Here is a 24064-nt window from a genome sequence, read left to right on the forward strand (position 1 = left end):
ATGCATGAGATCAAGTGCCCGCATTGCGGGAAGACGTTCACCATCGATGAGGCGGGGTATGCCGACATCGTGAAGCAGGTGCGTGATAGTGAGTTCGAAAAGCAACTCCATGAGCGTCTCGAACTCGCCGATCAGGACAAGCAGAAGGCTCTGGAACTGGCCGAAGCGAAGGCTGCGAGAGAGTTGCAGAAGGCTGCCGCCGCCAAAGACACCGAGATTCAGGATCTGAAGGCCAAGCTCGACGCCGGTGACGTTCAACTGAAGCTCGCCGTGACGGAGGCGCTCGCGACTGTTGAGAAGGAGCGCGATTCGCTCTCCGGAGAGCTGGAGAAGGCCAAGCAGGAGAAGCAGTCCGCCGTCGAGCTAGTCGAGGCTAAGCTCGCCGCTGAGCTGCAGAAGACGGCCTCGGCGAAAGACGCCGAGATTCAGGATCTGAAGGCCAAGCTCGAGAGCATCGAAGTGTCGCAGAAGCTGGCGATCACCGAAGCGGTGAGTGTCGTCGAGAAGGAGCGCGACGAGTTCAAGAGCGGACTCGAGAAAGTCGAACTGGAGAAGCAGCTCGCGGAGAAGTCGCTCAGAGACAAGTACGAGACCCAGATCAAGGACCGCGACGACGCGATTGAGCGGCTGCGGGATATGAAGGCCAAGCTCTCAACCAAGATGGTCGGCGAGACGCTCGAGCAGCACTGCGAGATAGAGTTCAACCGCATCCGCGCCACAGCCTTCCCCCGTGCCTACTTCGAGAAAGACAATGACGCCCGCACGGGGAGTAAGGGCGACTTCATCTTCCGCGACTCCGACGAGTCGGGTACCGAGATCGTGTCAATCATGTTCGAGATGAAGAACGAGAGCGACACCACAGCCACCAAGAAGAAGAACGAAGACTTCCTCAAAGAGCTCGATAAGGATCGCACGGAGAAGGGATGCGAGTATGGGATCCTCGTTTCCCTTCTGGAACCGGAGAGCGATCTCTACAACACCGGAATCGTGGACGTCTCGTATCGCTACCCGAAGATGTACGTGATCCGTCCGCAGTTCTTCATCCAGATGATCACCCTGCTGCGCGACGCAGCGCTCAACGCGCTCACCTACAAGAATGAACTCGCCCTGATGAAGGCGCAGAACATCGACATCACGAACTTCGAGAACGAGCTCGACACCTTCAAGGCCGCGTTTGGCAAGAACTACGACCTCGCCGCGCGACGTTTCCATACCGCCATCGACGAGATTGACAAATCCATCGATCGTCTCCAAAAGGCGAAGGAGGCGCTCCTTGGCTCCGAACGCAATCTGCGGCTCGCTAACGACAAAGCTCAGGATGTGACCATCAAGAAACTGACCAGGAGTAACCCGACGATGGCAGCCAAGTTCGCGGAGCTAGAAGCCGCGAAAGACGACGAAGGAGTCGACGAATGAATCGAGTGCCAGTAGTCAGTAGCAACGTAGCTGAAGTCGGCTACAACCCGGAGACGAAGACACTGGAGGTCGCGTTTATCAAGGGAGGTGTCTATCAGTACCTCGGCGTTCCGCTGTCCGTTTACAAAGGGCTGTTGGCTGCCCCGAGCGTTGGCCGTTACTTGGACGCAAACGTCAAGAAGGCGGGGTACTCAGTACGTAAGGTCGACAGCTAGGCGTCAGTACTCATTCTGCGCAGCCTCTGTGTGTAAGGCCCGTCGATCTTCATCGCTGGGGCGAGCTGCGAGTCGTTTTTCCTGCCGCACGTATTCGGTGCAGCACCGTGGTCGCGTTGAAACCGAGACGCTCACCCACTTTCGAGAGGGAGAGGCCAGATTCGTAAAGACGAATCATCTCGGCTATCTGAATCGCCGTGGGTTTGGTGCCGCATCTTTTCGAGTTGAAAGGATGGCATCATGCCAAAGAAAATCGATCTCGCGCTCCGTGAGCGCGCCGTCAGGCTCGTGCGTGAGCATCGCAGCGAGTACCCGTCAAGTGCGCAGGCCATCGTCGCAGTCGCCCGCCAGGAAGGCGTCGGCTCGGAAACGCTGCTGCGTTGGGTGCGCCAAGCCGATATCGATGCCGGTGAACGCGAGGGCCACACCAGCACTGGGGACTGCCGAAGGTTTGGTTGACTCCAAGACCGCATGATTCCTGAGAGGGCGTCGTGCTGAAAGGATGGCAACCATGCCGAAGATCACCTACACCGACGAGTTCAAGCGCGACGCGGTCGCGTTGGTCGAGTCGGGTATCCCTCAAAAGCAGGTCGTCAAGGACCTCGGAGTGGCGAAAACCACGCTGCAGGCATGGCTCCGTGACGCGAGGTTCAAGTCCCATGGGATGACCCCGACCACCGATCCAGAGGCGCGCAAGGACATGTCGCAGGCACTGCGTCGGATCCGGGAGTTGGAGATGGAAAACGAGGTGCTACGGCGCGCGGCGGCGTATCTGTCGCAGGCTCACATCACGCCCCCAAAATGATCTATCCGCTCGTGAAGGAGATGGCCGCGGTCGGTGCCCGGGTGAGGGTGCCGGTGGCGGTCGCGTGCCGGATACTGGGATTCTCCAAACAGGGCTACTACAAGTGGCTCAAGCAACCGGTGTCAGCCCGTGAGGCCGAGGAGCAAGAGCTCATCTCGGTGTTGCATCAGCTTCACAACGACGACCCGGAGGGCGGCTACCGGGTGCTGGCAGACGACCTCGCTGAGTTGGGCTACGAGTTGTCCGAGCGCAGAGTGTGGCGGTTGTGCCGGGTCGCCGGCATCCAATCGGTGTTCACCACGCGGAAGACTCGCTACAAGAAGGCCGGCGCGCCGGTTCACGATGACCTGGTCAACAGGCAGTTCAGCGCCGACGGCCCCAACGAGCTATGGCTGACCGACATCACCGAGCACCGCACCCGCGAGGGCAAGGTCTACCTGTGTGCGATCAAGGACGTGTTCTCCAACCGGATCGTCGGCTACTCGATCGATTCACGGATGAAGGCCCGGATCGCCGTCAACGCGCTCGAGATGGCAGTGGCCCACCGAGGCCGGCCCGCTGGGGTGATCGTCCATTCCGATAGAGGGTCCCAATTCCGGTCGCGCCGCTTCCGCAAAGCGCTGAAGCGCCACAGGCTACGTGGCTCGATGGGCAGGGTCGGGGCATGTGGCGATAACGCCGCGATGGAGTCGTTCTTCGCGCTCCTGCAGAAGAACGTCCTCGACCGTCGATCCTGGGGCACACGAGAGGAACTGCGCCTGGCCATCGTGTCCTGGATCGAGGGCAAGTACCACCGCAAACGCCGTCAACGCCGACTCGGGAAACTCACCCCCATCGAGTTCGAACTCATCATGAACCCAGCCGCTACACTGGCGGCATAAACCCGGAGGTCAACCAAACCTTCGGCAGTCCCCTGAGCTCGCCGAGATCAAACGGGCTCTTCGCAGTTGAGGGTGTAGTCGGGATGGGCGTGCTGGTTCACGGATAGGGGTCGAGGTCTTCCAGGATGGAAGTTCCTACACTGCCCATCTGAAAGACCTCGACGTGTTCAACGCTACCTTCGCCGCGCCCTGTCTCACGACGTTCTGCCGACTCGACGAGCTCGGTCTTGAGGCCGTCGGGCAACGTCTCGAACCGGATCGGGCGGTGATCGAGTGTCGCGTCATCGAGTCGGACCCGTGGTGTCGCAAGTGCGGCGCCGAAGGCGTCGTGCGAGACACGGTCGCCCGCCGACTTGCGCACGAGCCGTTCGGGCACCGGCCCACGACCCTGCTGGTCCGGGTCCGCCGCTATCGGTGTGATCACTGCCGGCGCACGTGGCGGGAGGACACCACGAAGGCCGCCGCCACGCGGGCGAAGATCTCCCGTGGCGGGCTCGGGTGGGCGCTGGAGGCGATCGTGGTCGACCACCTCACCGTCTCCCGGGCGGCCGCAGGCCTTGGGGTGTCCTGGCATACCGCGAACACTGCGATCCTCGCCGAGGGCAAGCGTCGTCTCATCGACGACCCGACGAGGTTCGACGGGGTCACCACGGTCGGCGTCGATGAGCATGTCTGGCGGCATACCCGCTTCGGCGACAAGTACGTCACGGTGATCATCGACCTCACCCCGAACCGGAACAAGACAGGCCCGGCCAGGCTGCTGGACATGGTCGAGGGCCGCTCCAAGGCGGTGTTCAAGCAGTGGCTCGCCGCCCGTCCGAAGCACTGGCGGGATCGGATCGAGGTCGTCGCGATGGACGGGTTCAGCGGATTCAAGACCGCCGCGGCCGAAGAACTCCCCGACGCCGTCCCCGTCATGGACCCGTTCCATGTGGTCCGTCTCGCCGGAGACGCGCTCGATGTCTGCCGGCGTCGCGTCCAGCAGGACGTGTTCGGCCGGCGCGGGATGAAGGGCGACCCGCTCTACCAGGCCCGACGCACCCTGCATACCGGCGACAAGCTGCTCACTGACCGACAAAGGACCCGACTGGAGGTGCTGTTCGCCGCCGACGAGCACGTCGAGGTCGAAGCGACCTGGGGCATCTACCAGCGCATGATCGCCGCGTATCGCGAACCCGACAAGGACCTCGGCAAACAGATGATGCAGGCCGTGATCGAATCGGTCAGCACGGGCGTTCCCGCCGCGCTGGTCGAAATCCGTCGGCTCGGCCGCACCTTGAAGCAGCGCGCCGCTGACATTCTCGCGTTCTTCGACCGGCCCGGAACCAGCAACGGACCCACCGAGGCCATCAACGGCAGGCTCGAGCACCTCCGCGGCTCCGCCCTAGGATTCCGGAACCTGCCGCACTACATCACGCGATCGCTACTCGAGGCCGGAGGGTTCAGACCCCGACTACACCCTGGATTGTGATGAGCCGGATTGGGACTGCTGCACGGATAGGTGACAGTTTCTAGTCACGCCGCCAGTGCGACGGTCGTGTTCATGATGGCTTCGAATTCGATGGGCGTCAAACGCCCGAGAGCGGCCTGTCGGCGTCGGCTGTGATAGGTCCGTTCGATCCAGGTCACGATCGCGATGCGCAGCTGCTCCCGGGAGGTCCAGGATCGCCGGTCGAGGACGTTCTTCTGCAGTAGTGCGAAGAACGATTCCATCGCGGCGTTGTCACCGCACGAGGCGACTCGGCCCATCGAGCCGACCAGGTGGTGACGGGATAGCGCGCGCAGGAACTTCCTGCTTCGGAATTGCGATCCGCGGTCGGAGTGGACCACGCAGCCGGCGACAGCACCACGCATCGCGACTGCGTTCTCGAGCGCTCGGACAGCAAGACTTGACTTCATTCTCGAGTCGATCGAGTAGCCGACGATCTTGTTCCCGAACACGTCTTTGATCGCGCAGAGGTAGAGCTTGCCCTCGGCGGTCTTGTGTTCGGTGATGTCGGTGAGCCAAAGCTGGTTCGGCCCATCGGCGGTGAACTCATGCCGGACCCGCCCGTTCTCGTCGGTCACGGTGCAGAGGTCGTCGTGCACCGCGGGGCCGGGCTTCTTGCTGTTACGGCCGCGCTTCTTCCCGAACACGGACCACCAGCAGTTCGAAGCTGTGATGCGCCACGCCGTCCGATCCGCCATTGGCTCGCCAGCATCGCGGGCCTCATCAGCGAGGAGTCGATGCCCGAACTCCGGGTCGTCCCGGTGCGCGTCGAACAGCGCGTTCGCGCGATACGCCTCCACCACCTCGCTATCGGTGATCGGAGATGCCAGCCACCGGTAATAGGGCTGGCGGGAGAGCCTCAAGACCCGGCACGTCACCGTCACGGGGATCCCCGATGCGGCGAGCTCTGTCACGAGCGGGTAGAACCTTTTCCCGGCAGGTTCGCCTGCGACAGATACGCCGCAGCCCTCCGGAGGACCTCGTTCTCCTGCTCGAGGAGCCGGACTCGCTTGCGCAGCTCCCTGGTCTCCGCGGCCTCGGTCCGCGTAACGCCGGGCTTCGCGCCGTCGTCAACAGCGGCGCGCTGCAACCATTTCTGCAGGGTCATCGGGTGGACGCCGAAATCTTTCGCGATCTGCTCGATCGTGACTCCGGGCTCGCGGTTCTGAGCGACGCGCACGACGTCGTCACGGAATTCACTCGGGTAGGGCTTGGGCACAGCAACATCCTTCCAGGCCCACCACGCGGGCAAGCCAGATCAGATGTCACCTATCCGTGCAGCAGTCCCGGGTCAACCGGCGCGTGCGCGACCTGGGTTCGGGCGAGGAGTGGCGAAAACGTGGCCACCGGCGCCAACGACACGCCGTTGGGCCTCGTGAATACGTCCTGTCGACCATCGACCGTCATACTCGCCAATCGAAGGCTAGTCGCCGCCGAGAATCGAGTACCCCTAACGGTACCCATACGATGCGGGTCGAGAACCCTAACGCGAACCTCGCACTGGACTCACCGCACCGACGGTTGAGCCGGGTTTGTCACCAGAACATCGCTTGAAGTGACGCAATGAAACCCTACTACTGCGGTGCTGAGCATGGGCACCGCGAGGGTCCGGCATATGCGCTCAGCGTGTGAGCGCTTATGAAGTTCAAGCCTCTCTGGATCGCGTTCTGATACGAAACCTGTGACGCTTGTCGAGTCGCGGTCACGGATCTCGTCGCGTGCTGTGAGGGGCGCGTGTATGTGCGGTCCTGCACGCTCCACATCACGATCGGTCTCTCTGGTCGAGGTCCTCGACGATGGTGACGTTCGTGGCGAGGCGGGGCCCGTCGACGGCGCGGATGATGGGGCGGCGATGGCGAAAGGGACGCCGATGATCACACCGCTCCAGTACAGCAGCTCACCGAGGGTGTCGAGGATACGCATGGTTGCGTCGGCGTCGCGAAGGTCAGGTGGTCATGCCGTCGAGACGGTACCCCATGCCCGGCTCGGTCAGGAGATGCACGGGGTTGGTGGGGTCTTCTTCGAGCTTGCGTCGCAGCTGGGAGACGTAGAGGCGGAGGTAGCCGGTGTCTTCGGCGTGTTCAGTGCCCCAGATGGTGGTGAGGATGGTTTGGCGAGTGACGAGCTTCCCGGCGTTGCGGATGAGGATGTCGATGAACTGCCATTCCGTGGGGGTGAGGCGGATCTGCTTTTGCCCGTCGGGAGTGTCGCGGGTGACGCTGTGCGCGGCGAGGTCGATGGTCACCGCGCCGAGGTGGACGACGGGGGTGGCGTCACCTGGGGGGACTCTGCGGGTGAGTGCGCGGATGCGGGCGAGGAGTTCTTCGACGGCGAAGGGTTTGGTGATGTAGTCGTCCGCGCCGGCGTCGAGGGCTTCGACTTTGTCAGCAGCGCCGGCACGTCCGGAGACGACGAGGATGGGTGCCTGCGACCAGCCGCGGATGCCGTGGATGACTTCGATGCCGTCGAGCTTGGGCATGCCGAGGTCGATGAGGAAGATGTCGGGGTGGCGGTCGATGGCGGCGGCGATCGCTTCGGCACCGTCGGCGGCGGTGAAGATCTGGTAGCCCTTGGCGGTGAGCGTGATGCGCAGGGCGCGGAGGATCTGCGGGTCGTCATCGGCGATCAGGATTCTCATGATTGCTCCTGGCTGGTGCTGGTGGTGTTGAGGGAGATGACCATGGTGAGCCCGCCCCCGGGGGTGTCTTCGGGGGTGAGGGTGCCGTGCATCGCTTCGATGAACCCGCGGGAGAGTGCGAGGCCGAGGCCGAGGCCGGTGGTGTTGTCGGTGTCGCCGAGGCGTTGGAAGGGTAGGAAGATGTCGTCAAGCTTCTCGGGCGGGATGCCGGGGCCGCGGTCGATGATGCGGATCTCGAGCCGGTCACCGAAGGTGCTGGTGCTGACATGGATCGGTGTGCCGGCCGGGGTGTAGCGGTGGGCATTGGCGAGGAGGTTCACCAGGACTCGTTGCAGGAGTACGGGGTCGGCGTCGGCGAGCGCGTCATCGTGGGCGAGGTTGAGGGTGACGTCGGTGGGTCCGAGGTGGAGTTCGTCGAGGGCTGGGGCGATGGTCTCTGCCGGGTCGGTGGGGATGTCGGCGATCGTGAGGACCCCGGCTTGTAGTCGGCTGACGTCGAGGAGGTCGGTGACGAGGGCCGCGAGGGCTGCGAGGCTCTCATCGGCGGTGTCGAGGAGTTCCTTCTTGTCATTGGACGCCAGGTCGGGTCCTGCCGCTTTGAGCCCGCCGACGGCAGCTGCTGCTGCTGCCAGCGGGCGGCGCAGATCATGGCTGAGAGCCGACAGAAGGGCGCCGCGGACCCGGTCGGATGCTGCGATCGGTTCGATCTGCTTCGCCGTCTGGGTGAGGTGCTGGTGTTCGAGGGCGGCGGTGAGTTGGGCGGAGACGACCGCAAGGAGGCGTTGCTCCGCCGCGGCGAGATCGGGGCCGTGCAGTTCGAGGGTGGTGTCGTCGGTGACGCGGATGCTGGTGTGGTGGTTGTCGGGCACGGGTTCACCCGAGCTGGCGAGGACGTCGTCGCCGCGCATGAGACGGACGCCGGGGAGTTGGAATGCTTCGCGGGTGCGGTCGATGAGTGCCTGGATCGCGTTGTCACCACGCAGGACGCTGCCGGCGATGGTCTGGATGAGTTCGGATTCGGCGGCGGATCTGCGGGCAGCACGGGTGTAGCGGGCGGCACGGTCGACGATGAAGCTCACCAGGCTCGCGATCACGACGTACAGGATGAGGGCAAGGAGGTGGTGGGACTGGTGGATGTGGATCGTGTACAACGGCTCGATGAACAGGAAATCCAGGGTGATCCCGGACAGCACCGCAGCGAACAGGGCCGGCCAGATCCCACCGACCAGGGCGACGATGACGACGAGGAGCTGATAGGAGAGAACGTCCGTGGTGATGGAGTCTTCGCTACGAAACAGCGTCAGCAGTGCAGTGAGGGCAGGACCGCCGAGAAGTGCGACAACGAACCCGAGAATGCGACGTTTACGAGTGAGTGACCCGGTGAGCGGCGGCAGGGTGAAGCGTTTCCCGGCGGCGGCGTGATTGACCATGTGCACGTCGATGTCGCCGGACTCGCGGACCACAGTCGCGCCGATGCCGGGTCCGGTGAATGCTGCGGTAACTCGTCCGCGGCGGCTGGCGCCGAGGACGAGCTGGGTGGCGTTGACGGAGCGGGCGAACTCCACCAGCGCGGTGGGGATGTCGTCGCCGATGACCTGGTGGTAGGTGCCGTTGAGTTTCTCCACGAGCGCCCGCTGCTCTGCCAAGGTTGCCGGGTTGCCTGAGCGGAGCCCGTCTTGGCTGGTGATGTGCACGGCGATGAGTTCTCCGCCGGCGGAACGGGCGGCGATGCGTGCGCCGCGACGCAGCAGTGTTTCGCCCTCGGGGCCGCCGGTAAGGGCGACGACGACGCGTTCTCGGGCCTCCCAGGTGCTATCGATGCCGTGATCTTTCCGGTATCCCTTCAACGCTTGGTCGACTTCATCGGCGAGCCAGATGAGGGCGAGTTCGCGCAGCGCGGTGAGATTCCCGAGACGGAAGTAGTTCGACAGGGCGGCATCGATGCGTTCAGCCGGGTACACGAACCCGCCGCTGAGCCGATCCCGGAGGGCTTGGGGCGCGAGATCGACGACCTCGATCTGCTCGGCCCCGCGCAGGAAGCTATCCGGGACGGTCTCGCGCTGCGGGACGCCGGTGATCTGCTCAACGACATCGTTGAGAGATTCGATGTGCTGGATGTTGAGGGTGGAGATCACGTCGATCCCCGCAGCGAGGAGTTCTTCGACGTCCTGCCACCGTTTGTCGTTCTTCGACCCGGGTGCGTTGGTGTGCGCGAGTTCGTCGACGAGCGCGACGGCAGGCTTGCGGTCCAGCACCGCTTCCAAATCCATCTCCTCAAGCGTGACGCCACGATGTTCGACGAGGGCACGCGGGACGGCGGGGATACCCTCAGTCATCGTGGCGGTGGCAGCCCGGCCGTGGGTCTCGACGATCCCGAGGACGACGTCCTTCCCCTCTCCGAGCAGGCGCCGACCGTCCTCCAGCATGGTGAAGGTCTTGCCGACGCCGGGAGCAGCCCCGAGCAGCACCCGTAGCTGCCCCCGATTCGGCATGATTAGTCCTCCCACTCGTCCAGGGCGATATTCAGTTCCAGCACATTCACCCTCGATTCTCCCAGGTAGCCGGCATCCGGCCCCTGGGTGTGCGCCTCGACCAGTTCCCGCACCTGCTCAGCGGGGATGCCGCGGGCTTCGGCGACCCGGTTGATCTGAATCGCCGCGTACTCGGGACTGATGTGCGGGTCGAGTCCTGAGGAGGATGCAGTGACCGCGTCGGCGGGTACTTCATCCTCGGTTACCCCGTTGAACTCCGCGATCTGGGTCTTGCGCTCGGCGATCACGGCGATGAGGTCCTCGTTCTCGGGTCCCTGGTTGGTACCGGAGGAGGAGGTGCCGTCGTACCCGTCACCGGCCGCCGAGGGCCTGCTCTGGAAGTATTCCGGCAGCGGGTTCCCGTCCTCGTCGGTGAACGATTGTCCGATCAGCGACGAGCCGACGTCGTCTCCATCTTTCGTGGTCAGCGGGGCTCCGTTCGCTTGCGCGGGAAAGGCGAGCTGCCCGATCCCGGTGATCAGCAGGGTGTAGCCGATTCCGAGGACGACGGTGAACATGAGCAGGGCGCGGGTGGCGACCCACAAGGTGCGTCCGCCACTGCGGGTGGCAGTGTTCATGATGTGTGTTCCTTTTCGAAGGTGTCAGAAGCCGGGGATCAGGCGCACGAGCAGGTCGATGAGCCAGATGCCGATGAAGGGGGTGATGATGCCGCCCAAGCCGTAGACGGCAAGGTTGCGGCCGAGGATCTTCGATGCATTCATCGGCCTGTACTTCACGCCGCGCAGGGCGAGAGGAACGAGGAAGACGATCACGATCGCGTTGAAGATCACCGCGGACAGCACGGCGGATGCCGGTGAGTGCAGCCCCATGATGTTCAGCGCCGCGAGTTGCGGGAACACGCCCATGAAGATCGCGGGGATGATCGCGAAGTATTTCGCGATGTCGTTGGCGATCGAGAACGTGGTGAGCGCTCCCCGGGTGATGAGCAGTTGCTTGCCGATGGCGACGATGTCGATGAGTTTGGTCGGGTCGGAGTCGAGATCGACCATGTTGCCGGCCTCTTTCGCCGCCGACGTGCCCGTGTTCATCGCGACGCCGACGTCTGCCTGCGCGAGCGCGGGGGCGTCGTTGGTGCCGTCACCGGTCATCGCGACGAGGTTGCCGCCCTCCTGCTCCTTGCGGATGTAGGCGAGTTTCTGCTCCGGGGTCGCCTCGGCGAGGAAGTCGTCGACGCCGGCTTCCTTGGCGATCGCCGCGGCGGTGAGCGGATTGTCACCGGTCACCATCACGGTGCGGATGCCCATTGCGCGCAGTTCCGCGAACCTCTCGGTCAGTCCTTCCTTCACGATGTCCTTGAGATGGACGACGCCGAGGACCCGGCGCGTCCCGTTTGCGGACTTCACGGCGACGACCAGGGGGGTTCCGCCGGACTGGGAGATGTGCTCGACGTGCTCGTCGAGTTCGGCCAGTTCGCTGCTGGGCAGCCGCGCTCCGTCCTCCTCGAGCCAGCCGACGATCGCGCTCCCGGCGCCCTTGCGGATCTGCGTGCCGTCGGACAAGTCGAGTCCCGACATGCGGGTCTGCGCGGTGAACGGCACGATCTCACCACGAGGGTCGGTCGTCACGTCGATGCCCTCGGAGTGAGCGAGTTCGACGATGGACTTGCCTTCAGGGGTCGGGTCGGCGAGTGAGGATAGGGCGGCGGCTTCGATGAGTTCCTGTTCACGGACCCCGTCGAGGCGGACGAAGGCGCTGGCGCGGCGGTTTCCGTAGGTGATGGTGCCGGTCTTGTCCAGCAGCAGGGTCGTCACGTCACCGGCTGCTTCGACCGCACGTCCGGACATCGCGAGCACATTGCGCTGCACCAGCCGATCCATCCCTGCGATGCCGATGGCCGAGAGCAACGCGCCGATCGTTGTCGGGATGAGGCAGACCAGCAGCGCGACCAAGACGGTGATGCTCGCCGGGCTCGCCGGGTAGGACGCGATCGGGTTGAGAGTGAGCGCGACGACGACGAACACGATCGACAACGACGCGAGCAGGATGTTCAGCGCGATCTCGTTCGGGGTGCGCTGGCGGGCGGCACCTTCAACGAGCGCGATCATCCGGTCCACGAACGTCTCGCCCGGCTTGGAGGTGATGCGCACTACGATCCGGTCCGACAGCACACGGGTGCCGCCGGTGACTGCGGAGCGGTCACCCCCGGACTCACGGACTACGGGTGCGGACTCGCCGGTGATGGCGGATTCGTCCACGCTTGCGATGCCCCAGACGATGTCGCCGTCACCGGGGATCAGCTCTCCGGCCGAGACAACAACGATGTCTCCGAGACGTAGATCGGCCGATGACACATCTTTGATGAGGGCTTCCTCCGCCGGCGCATCCGTAGTCGGGTGGTAGCTGACGAGACGATGCGCCGTGGTGCTGGTGCGGGTTTTGCGCAGCGTGTCTGCCTGCGCTTTGCCACGGCCTTCCGCGATCGACTCGGCGAGGTTCGCGAACACGACGGTCAGCCACAGCCAGACGGCGATGATCCAGGTGAACGACCACGGGACGCTGGTGCCACCGGAGGCGGCGGGACCGCCGAGGAACGGTTCGGTGATCGCCAGCAGTGTCGTGAGGGCGGCGCCGACCCAAACGATGAACATGACGGGGTTGCGCCACTGATCGCGAGGGTTGAGCTTACGCAGTGCTCCGGGGAGCGCTGCGCGCACGTGCGCCCAGGTGAGGGTCTTTCGCGGAGCAGCCGTTGCGGGCTGCTTCGCTGTTTCTGGGGATGACGGGGTGTGAGTGATGGTGGACATGGTTTACAGCAGCCCTTCCGCCAGGGGACCCAGCGTGAGAACGGGGAAGAAGACGAGTGCGGTCACCAGGACCGCGGTGCCGACCGTGAGGCCGACGAACAGTGGGCGGTGTGTCGGCAGCGTGCCAGCCGTGGCGGGGACCTTGTCCTGCGCGGCCAGCGACCCGGCCAGCGCCAGGACGAGAGCGATCGGCAGGAACCGGCCCAGCAGCATCGCGACGCCGAGTGCGGCGGTCAGCCACGGAGTGCTGGCCGTCAAACCCGCGAACGCAGACCCGTTGTTGTTCGACGCGGAGGCAAACGCGTAGATCACCTCAGACAGACCGTGCGATCCGGTATTCGCAAGCGACTCATCGACGATGCTGCCCCGCAATGCGGGGATCGCGAAGCTGAGTGCCACACCGCCGAGAACGAGGATCGGCATCACGAGGATGTACATGCTCGCGAGCTTCATCTCACGAGGGCCGATCTTCTTGCCCAGGTACTCCGGCGTGCGGCCCACGAGAAGCCCCGCGACGAACACGGCAATCACCGCGATGATCAGCATTCCGTACAGGCCTGCGCCCACACCACCCGGTGCGATCTCGCCCAGCAGCATGTTCAGCATCGGCATCATTCCGCCAAGAGCAGTGTAAGAGTCGTGCATCGAGTTCACCGACCCAGTCGAAGTCAGCGTGGTCGTCGAGGCGTAGATGACGGACTGCACCAGGCCGAAGCGGGTTTCCTTGCCTTCCATCGCCGCGCCGGCGAGTTCGGGCGCGGTGCCGCGGCCGGCGAACTCGAACACGGCGAGCGTGAACGTCGAGGCAAGGTAGAGGGTGCCCATGACGGCGAGGATCGCGTATCCCTGACGGTTGTCGCCCACGATCTTCCCGAACGCACGGGGAAGAGAGAACGGGATCAGCAGGATCAGGAAGCACTGGAACAGGCTGGTCCAGCCGGTCGGGTTCTCGAACGGGTGCGAAGCGTTGGCGTTGTAGAAGCCACCGCCGTTCGTGCCCAGTTCCTTGATCGCTTCCTGGGAAGCGACCGGGCCACCCGGGATCGTCTGCGTGCCCCCGGTGATTGTGGTCACATCAACGTATCCGTTGAAGTTCTGCACGACACCGCCGGCGATCAGAACGATCGCTGCAACGATCGACAGCGGCAGCAGGATGCGGAACGTGCCGCGGACGAGGTCGACCCAGAAGTTGCCGATCGTCCCCGACCTCCGGTACGCGAAACCACGCACGAGGGCGATCGCGACAGCGATGCCGGTCGCCGCCGACACGAAGTTCTGCACGGCGAGACCAGCGAACTGGACAGTGTAGGATAGCGCCTCACCCGAATACGCCTGCCAGTTCGTGTTCGTCACAAACGAGATCGCCGTGTTAAACGCGACCCCCGATTCGACGTTCTCGTTACCGAGGGAGTACGGCAACCACTGCTGGGTTCGTTGCAGTAAGAAAAGCAGAAGCACGCCGACGATCGAGAAGTACAGCACCGATCGCAGATACGCCTGCCAAGACTGCTCCTGCTTCGGATCGACACCGATGACCTTGTAGATGCCGCGCTCGACACCCCAGTCCTTTCGTGTCGTAAAGGTCCAGGCCATGTAATCCCCGACGGGGCGATACAGCAGACCGAGGGCGAGGGCGAGCGTGGCGACGCCCGCGATGAGAAGGCCCCACTCCATCAGAAACGCTCCGGCTTCACGAGGGCGAACACAAGATAGACGACTGCGGCGATGGCGAGACCGGCAGCGAGGAGCTCGAATACGATCACAGCTTCTCCACCGCCTTCCCCACGAGGCCGACAGCCACGAACAGGACGATCACGCCCAGCACGTAGACGATGTCAAGCAAGACAAGCTCCATTCGGACAAAAGCGACAGCAGGACTACTAGCCGCGCAACCCGAGATGCGGGTGCAACTCCCGACCAAACACCCGCCGACCACCGTGATACAGGCGTCCTAACGGAACCCATACGAGGAACCGCGCGACTCTGACATTCCCCTCACGCGACACCCCGTCAAGCCTGAGTGCATGCGTCCGACGAGGGCCACGGGCAGGTTTTTCCAGGGCCGTTAAGACCGGCCGGTAGGCGCGCATGAGTTCTGTGAGGAGCTATACCGTGCCAGTCGGCGGCCGCGTAGGACTGCAGGTATGACTCTCACCGAGATCCTTCCCACCCTCAGACGCAGCATCCCCGACCCCCTCGAACCTCAACATTGGCCGGAGCACACCATCCCCACCACCTCGGATGTCGTGGTGGGCGGGGTGTCCTTGATGAGACTGGTGGAGATCACTGACACCCCAGCAGTGCTCACCGGTGACCTCTGCACCCCAAGCCCGCACAGGCTCGCGCTCAAGGAATCGGAAACGACGTGACCGTGCTGCTCTTCCGAGTCACGCTCCGCATCGACACCGAGAAACACAAACAGGTCGCGCTCACCGACTGCGCATTCGACCGCGTCACCCCGCGCTGGTCAGAGTGCAGACTGATCGGACGCACCTCAACGACGAAGAGCATCACCATCGAGCTCATCCCCGGCGAATCCGGTGCCGCTCCCTGGCCGTACCCAATCGTCACACTCCCCGGAGACCTCCATCAAGGCGACCTGCTGGCCGTTCCCTGCGTCGGCACCGTCGCACTTCACGAAGTCCGCCCCCGTCCACCGGTGAAGACCGTCCTCGCCCGTACCCCGCGCATCCTCGAACTCGCGAGGACCTCATGAGCGTCCTCCATACCCTGATCTCGTCAAGAGCGATGGCACTCGGCGGGTTGTATCAGGACACTCCGACCTGGCCCGCAGGGAGCTTGTTCACGGACGGTGACATCACTGTCGGCCACAAATCACTCACCGGCCTTGCGGCTGAGCGCGGCACACCCTGCGTGCTGATCGCGCCCAGCGGAACGGGTCAGCCCGGGGAGGAGTACCGCACGATCGTGATCGCCACGATCCTCTCCTGCACGCCTCGCGGCCGATGGTGGCACCCCATGGAGCTCACCGTCGACTGCGACCTCCGCGTCCTCGACGGTCGTGTCCTCGACACCGTGCTCCTGCAACGCCCGAACGCACGTCACCGCAAGACGGTCCTCGTGCACGCCGCAGACCAGCAGAGCATGATCCGGGCATGGCTGCCGGAGACCGCGACTCCCAATGACCTCGTCGCCCTCGCCTCCGTCGGTACGATCGCTTTGGGACAAATCGCGCTCCACCCCACCCGCAATGCCACAGGAACAGATGATGACACGCAACGGCAAGGCAGGTGCCTCAAGTAATGGACTCCACCTGCCTGCCCGTCTACAGCACCCCACTCGATGAGCGGCGTCCGACGCCGTTGCCACTGTTGGTGTGCGGCGATCAGCTCGACTGTCTGAAGCACCTGACCGCCCTCGATGTCGGCGCACAGGACGCCACAGAGCGTCGCGGAGTGCGCGCGCTCGTCATCGGCATCCACATGCCCGACGCAGAACATCCCCGCCAAGCGTTGAAGAGCCGACTACGGAACGCACGTGACGCCATTAACACCCACCTGGGGTCTGCTGCACGGATAGGTGACAGTTTCTAGTCACGCCGCCAGTGCGACGGTCGTGTTCATGAAGGCTTCGAATTCGATGGGCGTCAAACGCCCGAGAGCGGCCTGTCGGCGTCGGCGGTGATAGGTCCGTTCGATCCAGGTCACGATCGCGATGCGCAGCTGCTCCCGGGAGGTCCAGGATCGCCGGTCGAGGACGTTCTTCTGCAGTAGTGCGAAGAACGATTCCATCGCGGCGTTGTCACCGCACGAGGCGACTCGGCCCATCGAGCCGACCAGGTGGTGACGGGATAGCGCGCGAAGGAACTTCCTGCTTCGGAATTGCGATCCGCGGTCGGAGTGGACCACGCAGCCGGCGACAGCACCACGCATCGCGACTGCGTTCTCGAGCGCTCGGACAGCAAGACTTGACTTCATTCTCGAGTCGATCGAGTAGCCGACGATCTTGTTCCCGAACACGTCTTTGATCGCGCAGAGGTAGAGCTTGCCCTCGGCGGTCTTGTGTTCGGTGATGTCGGTGAGCCAAAGCTGGTTCGGCCCATCGGCGGTGAACTCATGCCGGACCCGCCCGTTCTCGTCGGTCACGGTGCAGAGGTCGTCGTGCACCGCGGGGCCGGGCTTCTTGCTGTTACGGCCGCGCTTCTTCCCGAACACGGACCACCAGCAGTTCGAAGCTGTGATGCGCCACGCCGTCCGATCCGCCATCGGCTCGCCAGCATCGCGGGCCTCATCAGCGAGGAGTCGATGCCCGAACTCCGGGTCGTCCCGGTGCGCGTCGAACAGCGCGTTCGCGCGATACGCCTCCACCACCTCGCTATCGGTGATCGGCGATGCCAGCCACCGGTAATAGGGCTGGCGGGAGAGCCTCAAGACCCGGCACGTCACCGTCACGGGGATCCCCGATGCGGCGAGCTCTGTCACGAGCGGGTAGAACCTTTTCCCGGCAGGTTCGCCTGCGACAGATACGCCGCAGCCCTCCGGAGGACCTCGTTCTCCTGCTCGAGGAGCCGGACTCGCTTGCGCAGCTCCCTGGTCTCCGCGGCCTCGGTCCGCGTAACGCCGGGCTTCGCGCCGTCGTCAACAGCGGCGCGCTGCAACCATTTCTGCAGGGTCATCGGGTGGACGCCGAAATCTTTCGCGATCTGCTCGATCGTAACTCCGGGCTCGCGGTTCTGAGCGACGCGCACGACGTCGTCACGGAATTCACTCGGGTAGGGCTTGGGCACAGCAACATCCTTCCAGGCCCACCACGCGGGCAAGCCAGATCAGATGTCACCTATCCGTGCAGCAGACCCCCTGTTCCTACACCAGACCCGCGAGGCCGGTGCCGACGGGCGGGATGCCCATCCCTGCGATGCCGAGGAGGAACATCAGCGCGAACATCGCGGCCGGCGCCGCCGACAGCGGTACGAGGAGCGCCATCACGACGATGGTGGCGGCGGTCGCGGTGATGAACGTCGTCATCGGGCGGCGGTCGGCAAAGCGGCCGGCGAGGTTCGTGCCAATGATGGCACCGGCGCCAAATGCGACGAACAACAGGGGCAGTGCCTCGGCGGGGATACCTGCGCGGTCAGTGGCGAGCGGAGACAAGTAGCTGAACGCCGTCATGTAGCCACCCGTCGCGAGCACCGTGGCGATGACGAGAATTGCCATGCGACCCGTCGCGACCGCGCGCAGTTCGCGGCGAATAGAAGGAACCGTCCGATCGGCGTTGTTCGGCGTGAGCTTGCCGATGACGGGAGCGATGACCAACCCGAGCACTGAGAGCATCCAGAAGATGCCTCGCCAACCGAGGTACTGGCCGGCGAACGCCCCGACGGGCACACCCGCGACGGTCGCGAGACCGACGCCGCTCATCATGACGCCGAGGGCACGCGACGCATTGCTCGGCCCGGCAGCGGTCGTGGCCACCACGGAATCGACCGCCCAGAACGCTCCCGCGGCCAACGCCGTGATGACGCGCGAGATGAGCACGAAGGTGAAGCTACCGCTCAGCGCCGCGGCGACGTGTGCCACCGCGTACACCACGAGCGCGAGTACGAGGGTCATGCGCGGCGGCAGGCGCAGCGTCGCGATCGCCATCACCGGCGAGCCGATGATCATCCCCACCGCGAACGCGGTGATGAGGAATCCGACCTGGGCGATGCTCACGTGCAAGTCAGCCGCGACCTCCTGCAGCAGGCCCGCAACGATGTATTCGATCGTGATCATCAAGAAAACGCCGAGCGTCAGCAGCGGCACGACGAACGGGAGCCGTTGGCGCTGCCGCGTAGGCGCGGCGACCGACTGAGCCATCAGAAGTCTCCTTCGCGGTGACGAACTCACCTCGAGCCATCTCCTACTCAGGATCAGCTCAGCCGCGCGAACGTGGAAGGTCGAGTTGAACCACGGCCTCGCAGGTCCTGATTCAGCGCGCCGGCCGTGCCTATCGTGGACGCATGGACACCAAGGCCGAGATCAGCAGCTTCCTGACATCGCGCCGCGCCCGCCTCTCACCCGAGCAGGCCGGCGTGCCGCTCTACAGCGGCAACCGACGCGTGCCCGGCCTGCGCCGCGAAGAGGTCGCCCACCTCTCCGGCGTGAGCACCGACTACTACGCCCGGCTCGAACGCGGCAAGATCGCCGGCACCTCGCGTGAAGTGCTCGAAGCCATCGCTCGCGCGCTCCAACTCGACGACGTCGAGCGCGAACACTTCTTCAATCTCGTGCAGGTCACGCGTCAGCGCGCGCCACGGCGGCGCTCCTTGACCCGCACATCCGTGCGCCCGGGCATCCAGCGCGTGCTCGACTCCATCCATACGCCCGCGTTTGTGCAGAACGCGCGCCTCGATCGGCTCGCCGCGAACCGCCTCGGCCGGGCCCTCTACTCGCTGCCGCTCGACGGCTCGGGCGACCACTTCAACTACGCGTACTACCTCTTTCTTGAGCCGCCGGCCGCGCGCTTCCACCGCGACTTCGACGTCGCGAAGCGCAACGTCGTCGCGCTGCTGCACGCGGCGACCGCGAGCGACCCATATGACCGCGAACTCATCGAGATCAGCGGCACGCTTTCCATCCAAAGCGACCAGTTCCGCTCGCTCTGGGCCTCCCACGACGTGTTCCGCCACCGCTCGGGCGCGAAGCTCCTCACGCACGCCGACATTGGCGACTTCGAGTTTGGATACGAGTCGTTCGAGCTCTCGACCGACCCCGGGCTCGTCATGCTCGTCTACACCGTCGAACCCGGCAGCCCCTCGGCGGATGCGCTCGGCATGCTCGCGAGCTGGGCGGCGCCATCGGCCGTCGATGCCGCGATGGCGGATGCGAGGGCCGAGCGGCCGGGCGGCTGACGGCGCGAATCGAACTTCAGCGGCCCGCGACCGCGCCGACGCGAACCCCGGCTGAGTCGCAGCGGAGATTCATCTTGAGAGGTGTTCCTTGCCCTTCGCGCGCCTTTCGGCGGCGCAGCGTCTAGCGGGCGAGGCATCCCGTCACCCATCGGTCGAGGCGGGCATACGCCTCATTGCGTGCCTCACGCCTCGAGAGAAAGACGTCGTGGAGCGCACCGTCGATGCGCTCGACGGTGACCGATGACCCGAGCTTGAGTGAGGCGCGCGCGATGTCGTCGACGACGAGCACCGTGTCGGCGCGAGTGAGGTCCTCCGACCAGCGGGCGGGCACGGCGGAGCGCTGCGAGAGCAACACGCAGATCGGCGCGGCGATACCGAGCCCCTTCGCGACTTGCGCGTGAGCGCTCAAAATCGCGTGGAGCCAGCCCGTGTGCACCGGCATCGTCTGCGCGGGGCGCCAGGGGAGATACACATCCATGAGGTCGTCGGGGTCGGCGACCTCCGCCTGGGCGCGCGAGTAGAAGCCGAAGTCGACCTGAGGCGAGGTGCTGAGCGGGCGGACCCGCGACTGCAGATCGAGCACGGGCGAGATCACGCCGCGCGTGATGCCGCTGAGCTGAAACTCGAGCCAGGGGCTGTTGAGGATGAGCGCCGACGCGACGCCCGGGTGGCGCGCGGCCCAGAGGCTCAGGGTGAGGCCACCCGTTGAATGGCCGATGAGTACGAGGCGGCGGTCGGTACGGGGCTCGTACACCGACCAGCCCATCGCGGCGAGCGCGGCGGCGAGGTCTTCGTCGTAGGCGGCGAGATCGGTGATGTAGCCCGGGGTCTGGTGCTCGCGCAGGCTGCGGCCATACTTGCGCAAGTCGAGGGCGAAGAATCGCGCCCCGCGGTCGGCCCAATAGCGGGCGAGTCGGCGCTGAAAGAAATAGTCCGACCAGCCGTGCACATAGAGCACGTCGACATCATCAAGGGGTTCGCGTGGCGCCCACCATCGACGCTTCGGCGGCAGCAGCCGCACGAGCGTCGCCTCGACTTCGCCTTCGTCGTCGGGCGCGAGCGTCAGCGTGAGCTGCTCGAACGGGGCACCGAGCACATCGGGACGCCACTCGCTAGCCATGCGATTCAGCCTACGACAGCGCCGAACCGGTCATGCGTGGGAACGTGCCGGGGCACCTCGGGCGACCCTACGCATCCGTTGGTTGCGGTGACGTGACGGCCGGCGCGGGCTCGATCACGCGGCGCCCGCCACGCTGCGCCGCGGCCCCGCGACAATCACGATCGTGACGCCCACAAGCTGCATCAGCGTGGGCTGCTGCGCGAGCACGACCACGCCGATGAGGATGCCGAAGGCGGGTTCGATTGAGAGCAGCGTGCCTAAGGCGGTGTGGGTCATGCAGCGCAGGGCGAGCATCTCGAGCCCGAACGCGATCACCGGCGTGATGAGGGCGATGCCGGCAGTGACGGGCAGGAGCCACCAGGTGAACTCGCCGCCGATCACCTGCGGCAGGCCGACCGGCAGGGTGGCGAGCGCCGCGACCGGAATCGTGAGCGAGAGGCCGCTGATGCCCGCGAAGCGGTCGCCGACGTGTTGCGTGAGCACGTTGTACAGCCCCCAGCAGACGCCCGCCGTGACGGCGAAGGCGACGCCGACGAGGTCAATGTGACCGCGCCACGGCTCGGTCAGCAGCACGACGCCGACGAGCGCGAGCGCCGGCCATATGAGCGAATTGCGCTGCTTACTCATGAGCCCGGCCACCATGAGCGGCCCGAGGAACTCGATCGCGACGGCGGTACCGAGCGGGATGCGCTCGACCGCGGCGAGGAAGAACGTCGTCATCATGCCCGTCACGACACCGAGGCCGATGAGCGCCGCAAGCGCCGCGATCATGACGACGCCGAGCACCGAGATGGTCATGAAGGTCGCGCGCCAGCCAAGCTCGTGGCCGAGCCAGGTGCCGAGCGGCACGCCGGCGAGGTTCGCGAGGGCGATACCGCTGAACATGACGGCGACCGCCTTCGAGCGGCGCTCGGGCCCGGCGAGCTCGGCCGCGACGACCGAGCGAATGCCGACGTCACCGAGGCGGGCCGCAAGCTGCTCGAAGCTGCACGTCCACTGAATGATGCCGCGCTTGAAGCAGCGCTCGCCGAGCTCGGTGAGGACCCTGAGTTCGCCGACTTAGTCGGCGTCTTGCGCGGTTGACCTGCGCGCTCGCGGCTGATGGCGCGGTGTGAGGATGCCCAGCTTTCTCACCAAGCGCTCATGTGCCACCGAGGCCGGTTCGCTAGTCAGAGATACGAGCGAGCAAACCTGTGCTCGCGACAATCGCCAATCCTGTCGGGAGGCAACTGACTATGACGAACCAAAACACCTTTAGCGATCTTGCCAACGCCGATGTCTACGACAGCGCCGGGCACAAGCTCGGTGGCGTCAATAATGTCTACGTATTCGATGGCACCGAGGAGCCCTCGTGGGTCACGGTGAACACGGGTCTCTTCGGCAGCCACGAGACCTTCATTCCGCTCGCCAACGCGCAGTTCAATAGCGGCGGACTCGTCGTGCCGTACGAGAAGTCGTTCATTAAGGATGCGCCAAATATCGGCCCCGACGGCGAGCTCTCGGTCGAGCAAGAGAACGAACTTTTCCACTACTACGGCATCGACAACCCGAACGCGGTGCGCGGCAACGCCGGTGTGCCCGGGACGGATACGCGCGACAGTGAGCGGGATGCGCGCGACACCAATGCCCGCCAGGGCGACGCGGATGCGCGTGACGCTGACGTTCGCCACGACGGCGTGAATGCGCGCCAGGACGAGCGGGATGCCGGCGCGGCCGGGGATCGCGCGGCGCTCGAGCAGGAGTTCCAGCGCGGTGATGGCCGTCACGACGGCCGCGGTGCCGAAGCGGGTGTGGGCGTCGCGGGAGCTGCCGCCGCGGCGGGCGCGCATCCGGGTACGGGAGCCGAACCACTCGACTCGAACGCGAACGCTGTGCCTCGTGATCGGCGCGCCGACCCGAACGCGAACGCAGTGCCTGGCGACCGACGCGTCAACTCGAACGCCAATGCGGTGCCCGCTGGGGAGCGGCTTGACTCCGGCCAGGATGCCGCCGCGGGCGAGGAACGACTCGACCCGAATGCCGCCGGGCGCCATGCCGCGACTGGCGCGGGCGTCGCATCCGACCCCCAATCGGCGGGCAGCGCAACGGCTCCCGCGGGTGGTGCCCCGCAGCAGACTGCGGGCGGCAACCTGCGCCTGCGCAAGCGGGTCGTCACTGAGACGAAGCTCGTCGAGGTGCCGGTGCAGCGCGAAGAGATCGTCGTCGAGAACCCCGACGGCAGCGTGAGCCCGGTCGACGGCGCCGACGGCGGCGCCCCGATGCGCTAACGCCTGGCGAGTCCGCGCGGCGGTGGCGCACTCGCCACCGCCGCGCGGTTCTTTGCGCCACGGGCCGGGGGAGATGCAGGCGCATCGAAGTCATGTCGGAGGCTCGACATAACTTCCGGAGTGAGGCACGACATGCGTCGAAACCTGCCTCGCTACCTATGGAGTAACCGTGTCAAACTCCCAAACCCCGCCCCAGCAGCTCTACCCTCCCGCGCCGCAGCAGGCGTCTGGGCAGCCGCCGATGAGCGAGCAGCCGAAGCGCACGAACGGGCTCGGCATTGCCGCGTTCATCGTCGCGATCGTCGGCTTCATCTTCGCCTGCATGCCGGGCGCGCTCATCGTCGGCTGGGTGTTGCTGCCCATCGCGTTCATCCTTGGCCTCGTCGCCATCTTCCTCAAGGGCAAGGTGAAGTGGCAGGCGGTGAGCGCCGTCATCATCTCGGTCGTCGGCACCATTGTCGGCTTCATCGTCTTCTTCGTGGCCGTCGGCAACGCCATTGGTGACGCGGTTGAAGAGAACAGCAACGTCAACGTGACCTCGAGCGAGGCCGCCGAGGTCGACTCGGCCGAGCCGGATGCGCCGGCCGATGAGGCGGACGGGACCGTCGCCGAAGAAGCACCGGCCGAGGACGCCGAGGCGGGCACGCGCGAGAACCCGTTTCCGCTCGGCTCGTCGCTCGAGGGTCGCGACTGGACCGTCACCATCAACTCGGTCACGCTCGACGCGACTGACGCGGTGCTGGCCGAGAATCAGTTCAACGACGAGCCTGCTGAGGGCAACGTCTACATCCTCGTGAACTACACGATCACCTACACCGGTGACGATGCCGATGGATCGACCCCGATTTCGGTCGGCCTCGACTACGTCACGGCTGGCGGCAACACCGTCGAGTCATACGACAGCCTCGTGGTTGCCCCCGACGCAATCGACACGATGAACACCCTCTATGAGGGTGCGTCGACGACCGGCAATGAGGTATTCGAGGTACCGGCTCCAGTTGACGGTGTGCTGGGGGTGACCCCCGGCATATCGGCCGACACCGTGTTCGTCGCGATTCAGTAGTTCAGTAGTAACGCCGCAGAAGCG

21 protein-coding genes and 1 pseudogene are annotated in these 24064 nt (G+C 65.1%); 11 read left to right on the forward strand and 11 right to left on the reverse strand.

The features are described 5' to 3' along the window. From EJL01_RS08670 to EJL01_RS08690, 5 genes and pseudogenes are all read left to right on the forward strand, one after another. Positions 1-1416, forward strand: coding sequence for a DUF2130 domain-containing protein (locus EJL01_RS08670; RefSeq protein ID WP_125107141.1), 1416 nt, complete (start codon positions 1-3; stop codon positions 1414-1416). Further along, positions 1413-1631 carry a KTSC domain-containing protein gene (locus EJL01_RS08675; RefSeq protein ID WP_125107142.1) on the forward strand — a complete coding sequence of 73 codons (219 nt, stop codon included), beginning with the start codon at positions 1413-1415 and terminating at the stop codon, positions 1629-1631. Before EJL01_RS08670 ends, EJL01_RS08675 begins: the two co-directional genes overlap by 4 nt. Positions 1632-1871: 240 nt before the next feature. Next, positions 1872-2063, forward strand: a pseudogene (locus EJL01_RS08680) (IS3-like element ISPfr13 family transposase); the annotation flags it as partial. Between the two features lie 79 nt (positions 2064-2142). After that, positions 2143-3317, forward strand: a protein-coding gene (locus tag EJL01_RS08685; RefSeq protein ID WP_241209084.1) for an IS3 family transposase whose coding sequence is annotated in 2 segments (ribosomal slippage) — positions 2143-2422 and positions 2422-3317 — 1176 coding nt in all. Because the reading frame shifts where the segments join, the coding sequence is not laid out codon by codon here. A 163-nt stretch (positions 3318-3480) separates the two neighbouring features. Next, the gene (locus EJL01_RS08690) at positions 3481-4788 is read left to right on the forward strand and encodes an ISL3 family transposase (protein ID WP_125107143.1); all 1308 of its coding nucleotides are present in this window, start codon (positions 3481-3483) and stop codon (positions 4786-4788) included. A 44-nt stretch (positions 4789-4832) separates the two neighbouring features. Here EJL01_RS08690 and EJL01_RS08695 read toward each other — a convergent pair. The 7 genes from EJL01_RS08695 to EJL01_RS13420 all read right to left on the reverse strand — a co-directional run bounded on the left by EJL01_RS08695 (position 4833) and on the right by EJL01_RS13420 (position 14503). Further along, a protein-coding gene (locus EJL01_RS08695; RefSeq protein WP_125107144.1) for an IS3 family transposase occupies positions 4833-6025 on the reverse strand; the annotation gives its coding sequence in 2 pieces (ribosomal slippage) (positions 4833-5738 and positions 5741-6025; 1191 coding nt in all). A gap of 726 nt (positions 6026-6751) precedes the next feature. Continuing rightward, complete coding sequence (locus EJL01_RS08700; RefSeq protein WP_125107145.1) at positions 6752-7444, reverse strand: response regulator; 693 nt, start codon at positions 7442-7444, stop codon at positions 6752-6754. Further along, a complete protein-coding gene (locus tag EJL01_RS08705; RefSeq protein WP_125107146.1) occupies positions 7441-9936 on the reverse strand; it encodes an ATP-binding protein in 2496 nt (831 codons plus the stop codon). The genes EJL01_RS08700 and EJL01_RS08705 overlap by 4 nt, the downstream gene beginning before the upstream one ends. Before the next feature lie 2 nt (positions 9937-9938). Continuing rightward, positions 9939-10553 (reverse strand): potassium-transporting ATPase subunit KdpC, encoded by a 615-nt coding sequence (gene kdpC, locus EJL01_RS08710; protein ID WP_125107147.1) that lies wholly within the window; start codon positions 10551-10553, stop codon positions 9939-9941. A gap of 24 nt (positions 10554-10577) precedes the next feature. Beyond that, positions 10578-12740 (reverse strand): potassium-transporting ATPase subunit KdpB, encoded by a 2163-nt coding sequence (gene kdpB, locus EJL01_RS08715; protein WP_125107148.1) that lies wholly within the window; start codon positions 12738-12740, stop codon positions 10578-10580. A 3-nt stretch (positions 12741-12743) separates the two neighbouring features. Further along, positions 12744-14414, reverse strand: coding sequence for a potassium-transporting ATPase subunit KdpA (kdpA, locus tag EJL01_RS08720; RefSeq protein WP_125107149.1), 1671 nt, complete (start codon positions 14412-14414; stop codon positions 12744-12746). Further along, the gene (locus tag EJL01_RS13420) at positions 14414-14503 is read right to left on the reverse strand and encodes a potassium-transporting ATPase subunit F (RefSeq protein WP_125107150.1); all 90 of its coding nucleotides are present in this window, start codon (positions 14501-14503) and stop codon (positions 14414-14416) included. The genes kdpA and EJL01_RS13420 overlap by 1 nt, the downstream gene beginning before the upstream one ends. Positions 14504-14884: 381 nt before the next feature. Between EJL01_RS13420 and EJL01_RS08730 the strand changes: the two genes are divergently transcribed. The 3 genes from EJL01_RS08730 to EJL01_RS08740 are packed head-to-tail and all read left to right on the forward strand — an operon-like array spanning position 14885 to position 16004. Then, positions 14885-15109, forward strand: coding sequence for a hypothetical protein (locus EJL01_RS08730; RefSeq protein ID WP_125107151.1), 225 nt, complete (start codon positions 14885-14887; stop codon positions 15107-15109). Next, positions 15106-15456 (forward strand): hypothetical protein, encoded by a 351-nt coding sequence (locus EJL01_RS08735; protein ID WP_125107152.1) that lies wholly within the window; start codon positions 15106-15108, stop codon positions 15454-15456. The genes EJL01_RS08730 and EJL01_RS08735 overlap by 4 nt, the downstream gene beginning before the upstream one ends. 32 nt (positions 15457-15488) lie before the next feature. Further along, positions 15489-16004, forward strand: a complete 516-nt coding sequence (locus tag EJL01_RS08740) for a hypothetical protein (protein WP_125107153.1) — start codon at positions 15489-15491, stop codon at positions 16002-16004. A gap of 290 nt (positions 16005-16294) precedes the next feature. On the opposite strand, the gene EJL01_RS08745 is transcribed toward EJL01_RS08740, so the two are convergent. Together EJL01_RS08745 and EJL01_RS08750 are read right to left on the reverse strand one after the other, a co-directional pair. After that, positions 16295-17487, reverse strand: a protein-coding gene (locus EJL01_RS08745) for an IS3 family transposase (RefSeq protein WP_125107154.1) whose coding sequence is annotated in 2 segments (ribosomal slippage) — positions 16295-17200 and positions 17203-17487 — 1191 coding nt in all. Because the reading frame shifts where the segments join, the coding sequence is not laid out codon by codon here. 76 nt (positions 17488-17563) lie between these two features. Continuing rightward, entirely contained in the window at positions 17564-18556 is a 993-nt protein-coding gene (locus tag EJL01_RS08750; RefSeq protein ID WP_125107155.1) for an MFS transporter, read from the reverse strand. Between the two features lie 143 nt (positions 18557-18699). Here EJL01_RS08750 and EJL01_RS08755 point away from each other — a divergent pair, with 143 nt between their 5' ends. Then, a complete protein-coding gene (locus EJL01_RS08755) occupies positions 18700-19590 on the forward strand; it encodes a helix-turn-helix transcriptional regulator (protein ID WP_125107156.1) in 891 nt (296 codons plus the stop codon). A gap of 121 nt (positions 19591-19711) precedes the next feature. Here the strand turns inward: EJL01_RS08755 and EJL01_RS08760 are convergent, their stop codons facing one another. Together EJL01_RS08760 and EJL01_RS08765 are read right to left on the reverse strand one after the other, a co-directional pair. Continuing rightward, positions 19712-20710 (reverse strand): alpha/beta hydrolase, encoded by a 999-nt coding sequence (locus EJL01_RS08760; protein ID WP_125107157.1) that lies wholly within the window; start codon positions 20708-20710, stop codon positions 19712-19714. A gap of 114 nt (positions 20711-20824) precedes the next feature. After that, positions 20825-21595: an EamA family transporter gene (locus tag EJL01_RS08765; protein WP_241209149.1), complete on the reverse strand. Its 771-nt coding sequence runs from the start codon at positions 21593-21595 to the stop codon at positions 20825-20827. A gap of 350 nt (positions 21596-21945) precedes the next feature. Between EJL01_RS08765 and EJL01_RS08775 the strand changes: the two genes are divergently transcribed. Together EJL01_RS08775 and EJL01_RS08780 are read left to right on the forward strand one after the other, a co-directional pair. Then, positions 21946-22977, forward strand: coding sequence for a DUF2382 domain-containing protein (locus EJL01_RS08775; protein ID WP_125107158.1), 1032 nt, complete (start codon positions 21946-21948; stop codon positions 22975-22977). Between the two features lie 169 nt (positions 22978-23146). Continuing rightward, positions 23147-24040 (forward strand): DUF308 domain-containing protein, encoded by an 894-nt coding sequence (locus EJL01_RS08780; RefSeq protein WP_125107159.1) that lies wholly within the window; start codon positions 23147-23149, stop codon positions 24038-24040. Positions 24041-24064 lie beyond the last annotated feature (24 nt).

It is taken from the genome of Gulosibacter massiliensis (assembly GCF_900626105.1).
Classification (GTDB): domain Bacteria; phylum Actinomycetota; class Actinomycetes; order Actinomycetales; family Microbacteriaceae; genus Gulosibacter; species Gulosibacter sediminis.

Coding starts and splice junctions, on each gene's coding strand:
- EJL01_RS08730 (WP_125107151.1), top strand. CDS start 14,885: ATGACTCTCACCGAGATCCTTCCCACCCTCAGACGCAGCATCCCCGAC.
- EJL01_RS08765 (WP_241209149.1), bottom strand. CDS start 21,595: ATGTTCAGCGGTATCGCCCTCGCGAACCTCGCCGGCGTGCCGCTCGGC.
- EJL01_RS08705 (WP_125107146.1), bottom strand. CDS start 9,936: ATGCCGAATCGGGGGCAGCTACGGGTGCTGCTCGGGGCTGCTCCCGGC.
- EJL01_RS08670 (WP_125107141.1), top strand. CDS start 1: ATGCATGAGATCAAGTGCCCGCATTGCGGGAAGACGTTCACCATCGAT.
- EJL01_RS08675 (WP_125107142.1), top strand. CDS start 1,413: ATGAATCGAGTGCCAGTAGTCAGTAGCAACGTAGCTGAAGTCGGCTAC.
- EJL01_RS08700 (WP_125107145.1), bottom strand. CDS start 7,444: ATGAGAATCCTGATCGCCGATGACGACCCGCAGATCCTCCGCGCCCTG.
- EJL01_RS08760 (WP_125107157.1), bottom strand. CDS start 20,710: ATGGCTAGCGAGTGGCGTCCCGATGTGCTCGGTGCCCCGTTCGAGCAG.
- EJL01_RS08775 (WP_125107158.1), top strand. CDS start 21,946: ATGACGAACCAAAACACCTTTAGCGATCTTGCCAACGCCGATGTCTAC.
- kdpB (WP_125107148.1), bottom strand. CDS start 12,740: ATGTCCACCATCACTCACACCCCGTCATCCCCAGAAACAGCGAAGCAG.
- EJL01_RS08755 (WP_125107156.1), top strand. CDS start 18,700: ATGGACACCAAGGCCGAGATCAGCAGCTTCCTGACATCGCGCCGCGCC.
- kdpA (WP_125107149.1), bottom strand. CDS start 14,414: ATGGAGTGGGGCCTTCTCATCGCGGGCGTCGCCACGCTCGCCCTCGCC.
- EJL01_RS08740 (WP_125107153.1), top strand. CDS start 15,489: ATGGCACTCGGCGGGTTGTATCAGGACACTCCGACCTGGCCCGCAGGG.
- kdpC (WP_125107147.1), bottom strand. CDS start 10,553: ATGAACACTGCCACCCGCAGTGGCGGACGCACCTTGTGGGTCGCCACC.
- EJL01_RS08750 (WP_125107155.1), bottom strand. CDS start 18,556: ATGGCTCAGTCGGTCGCCGCGCCTACGCGGCAGCGCCAACGGCTCCCG.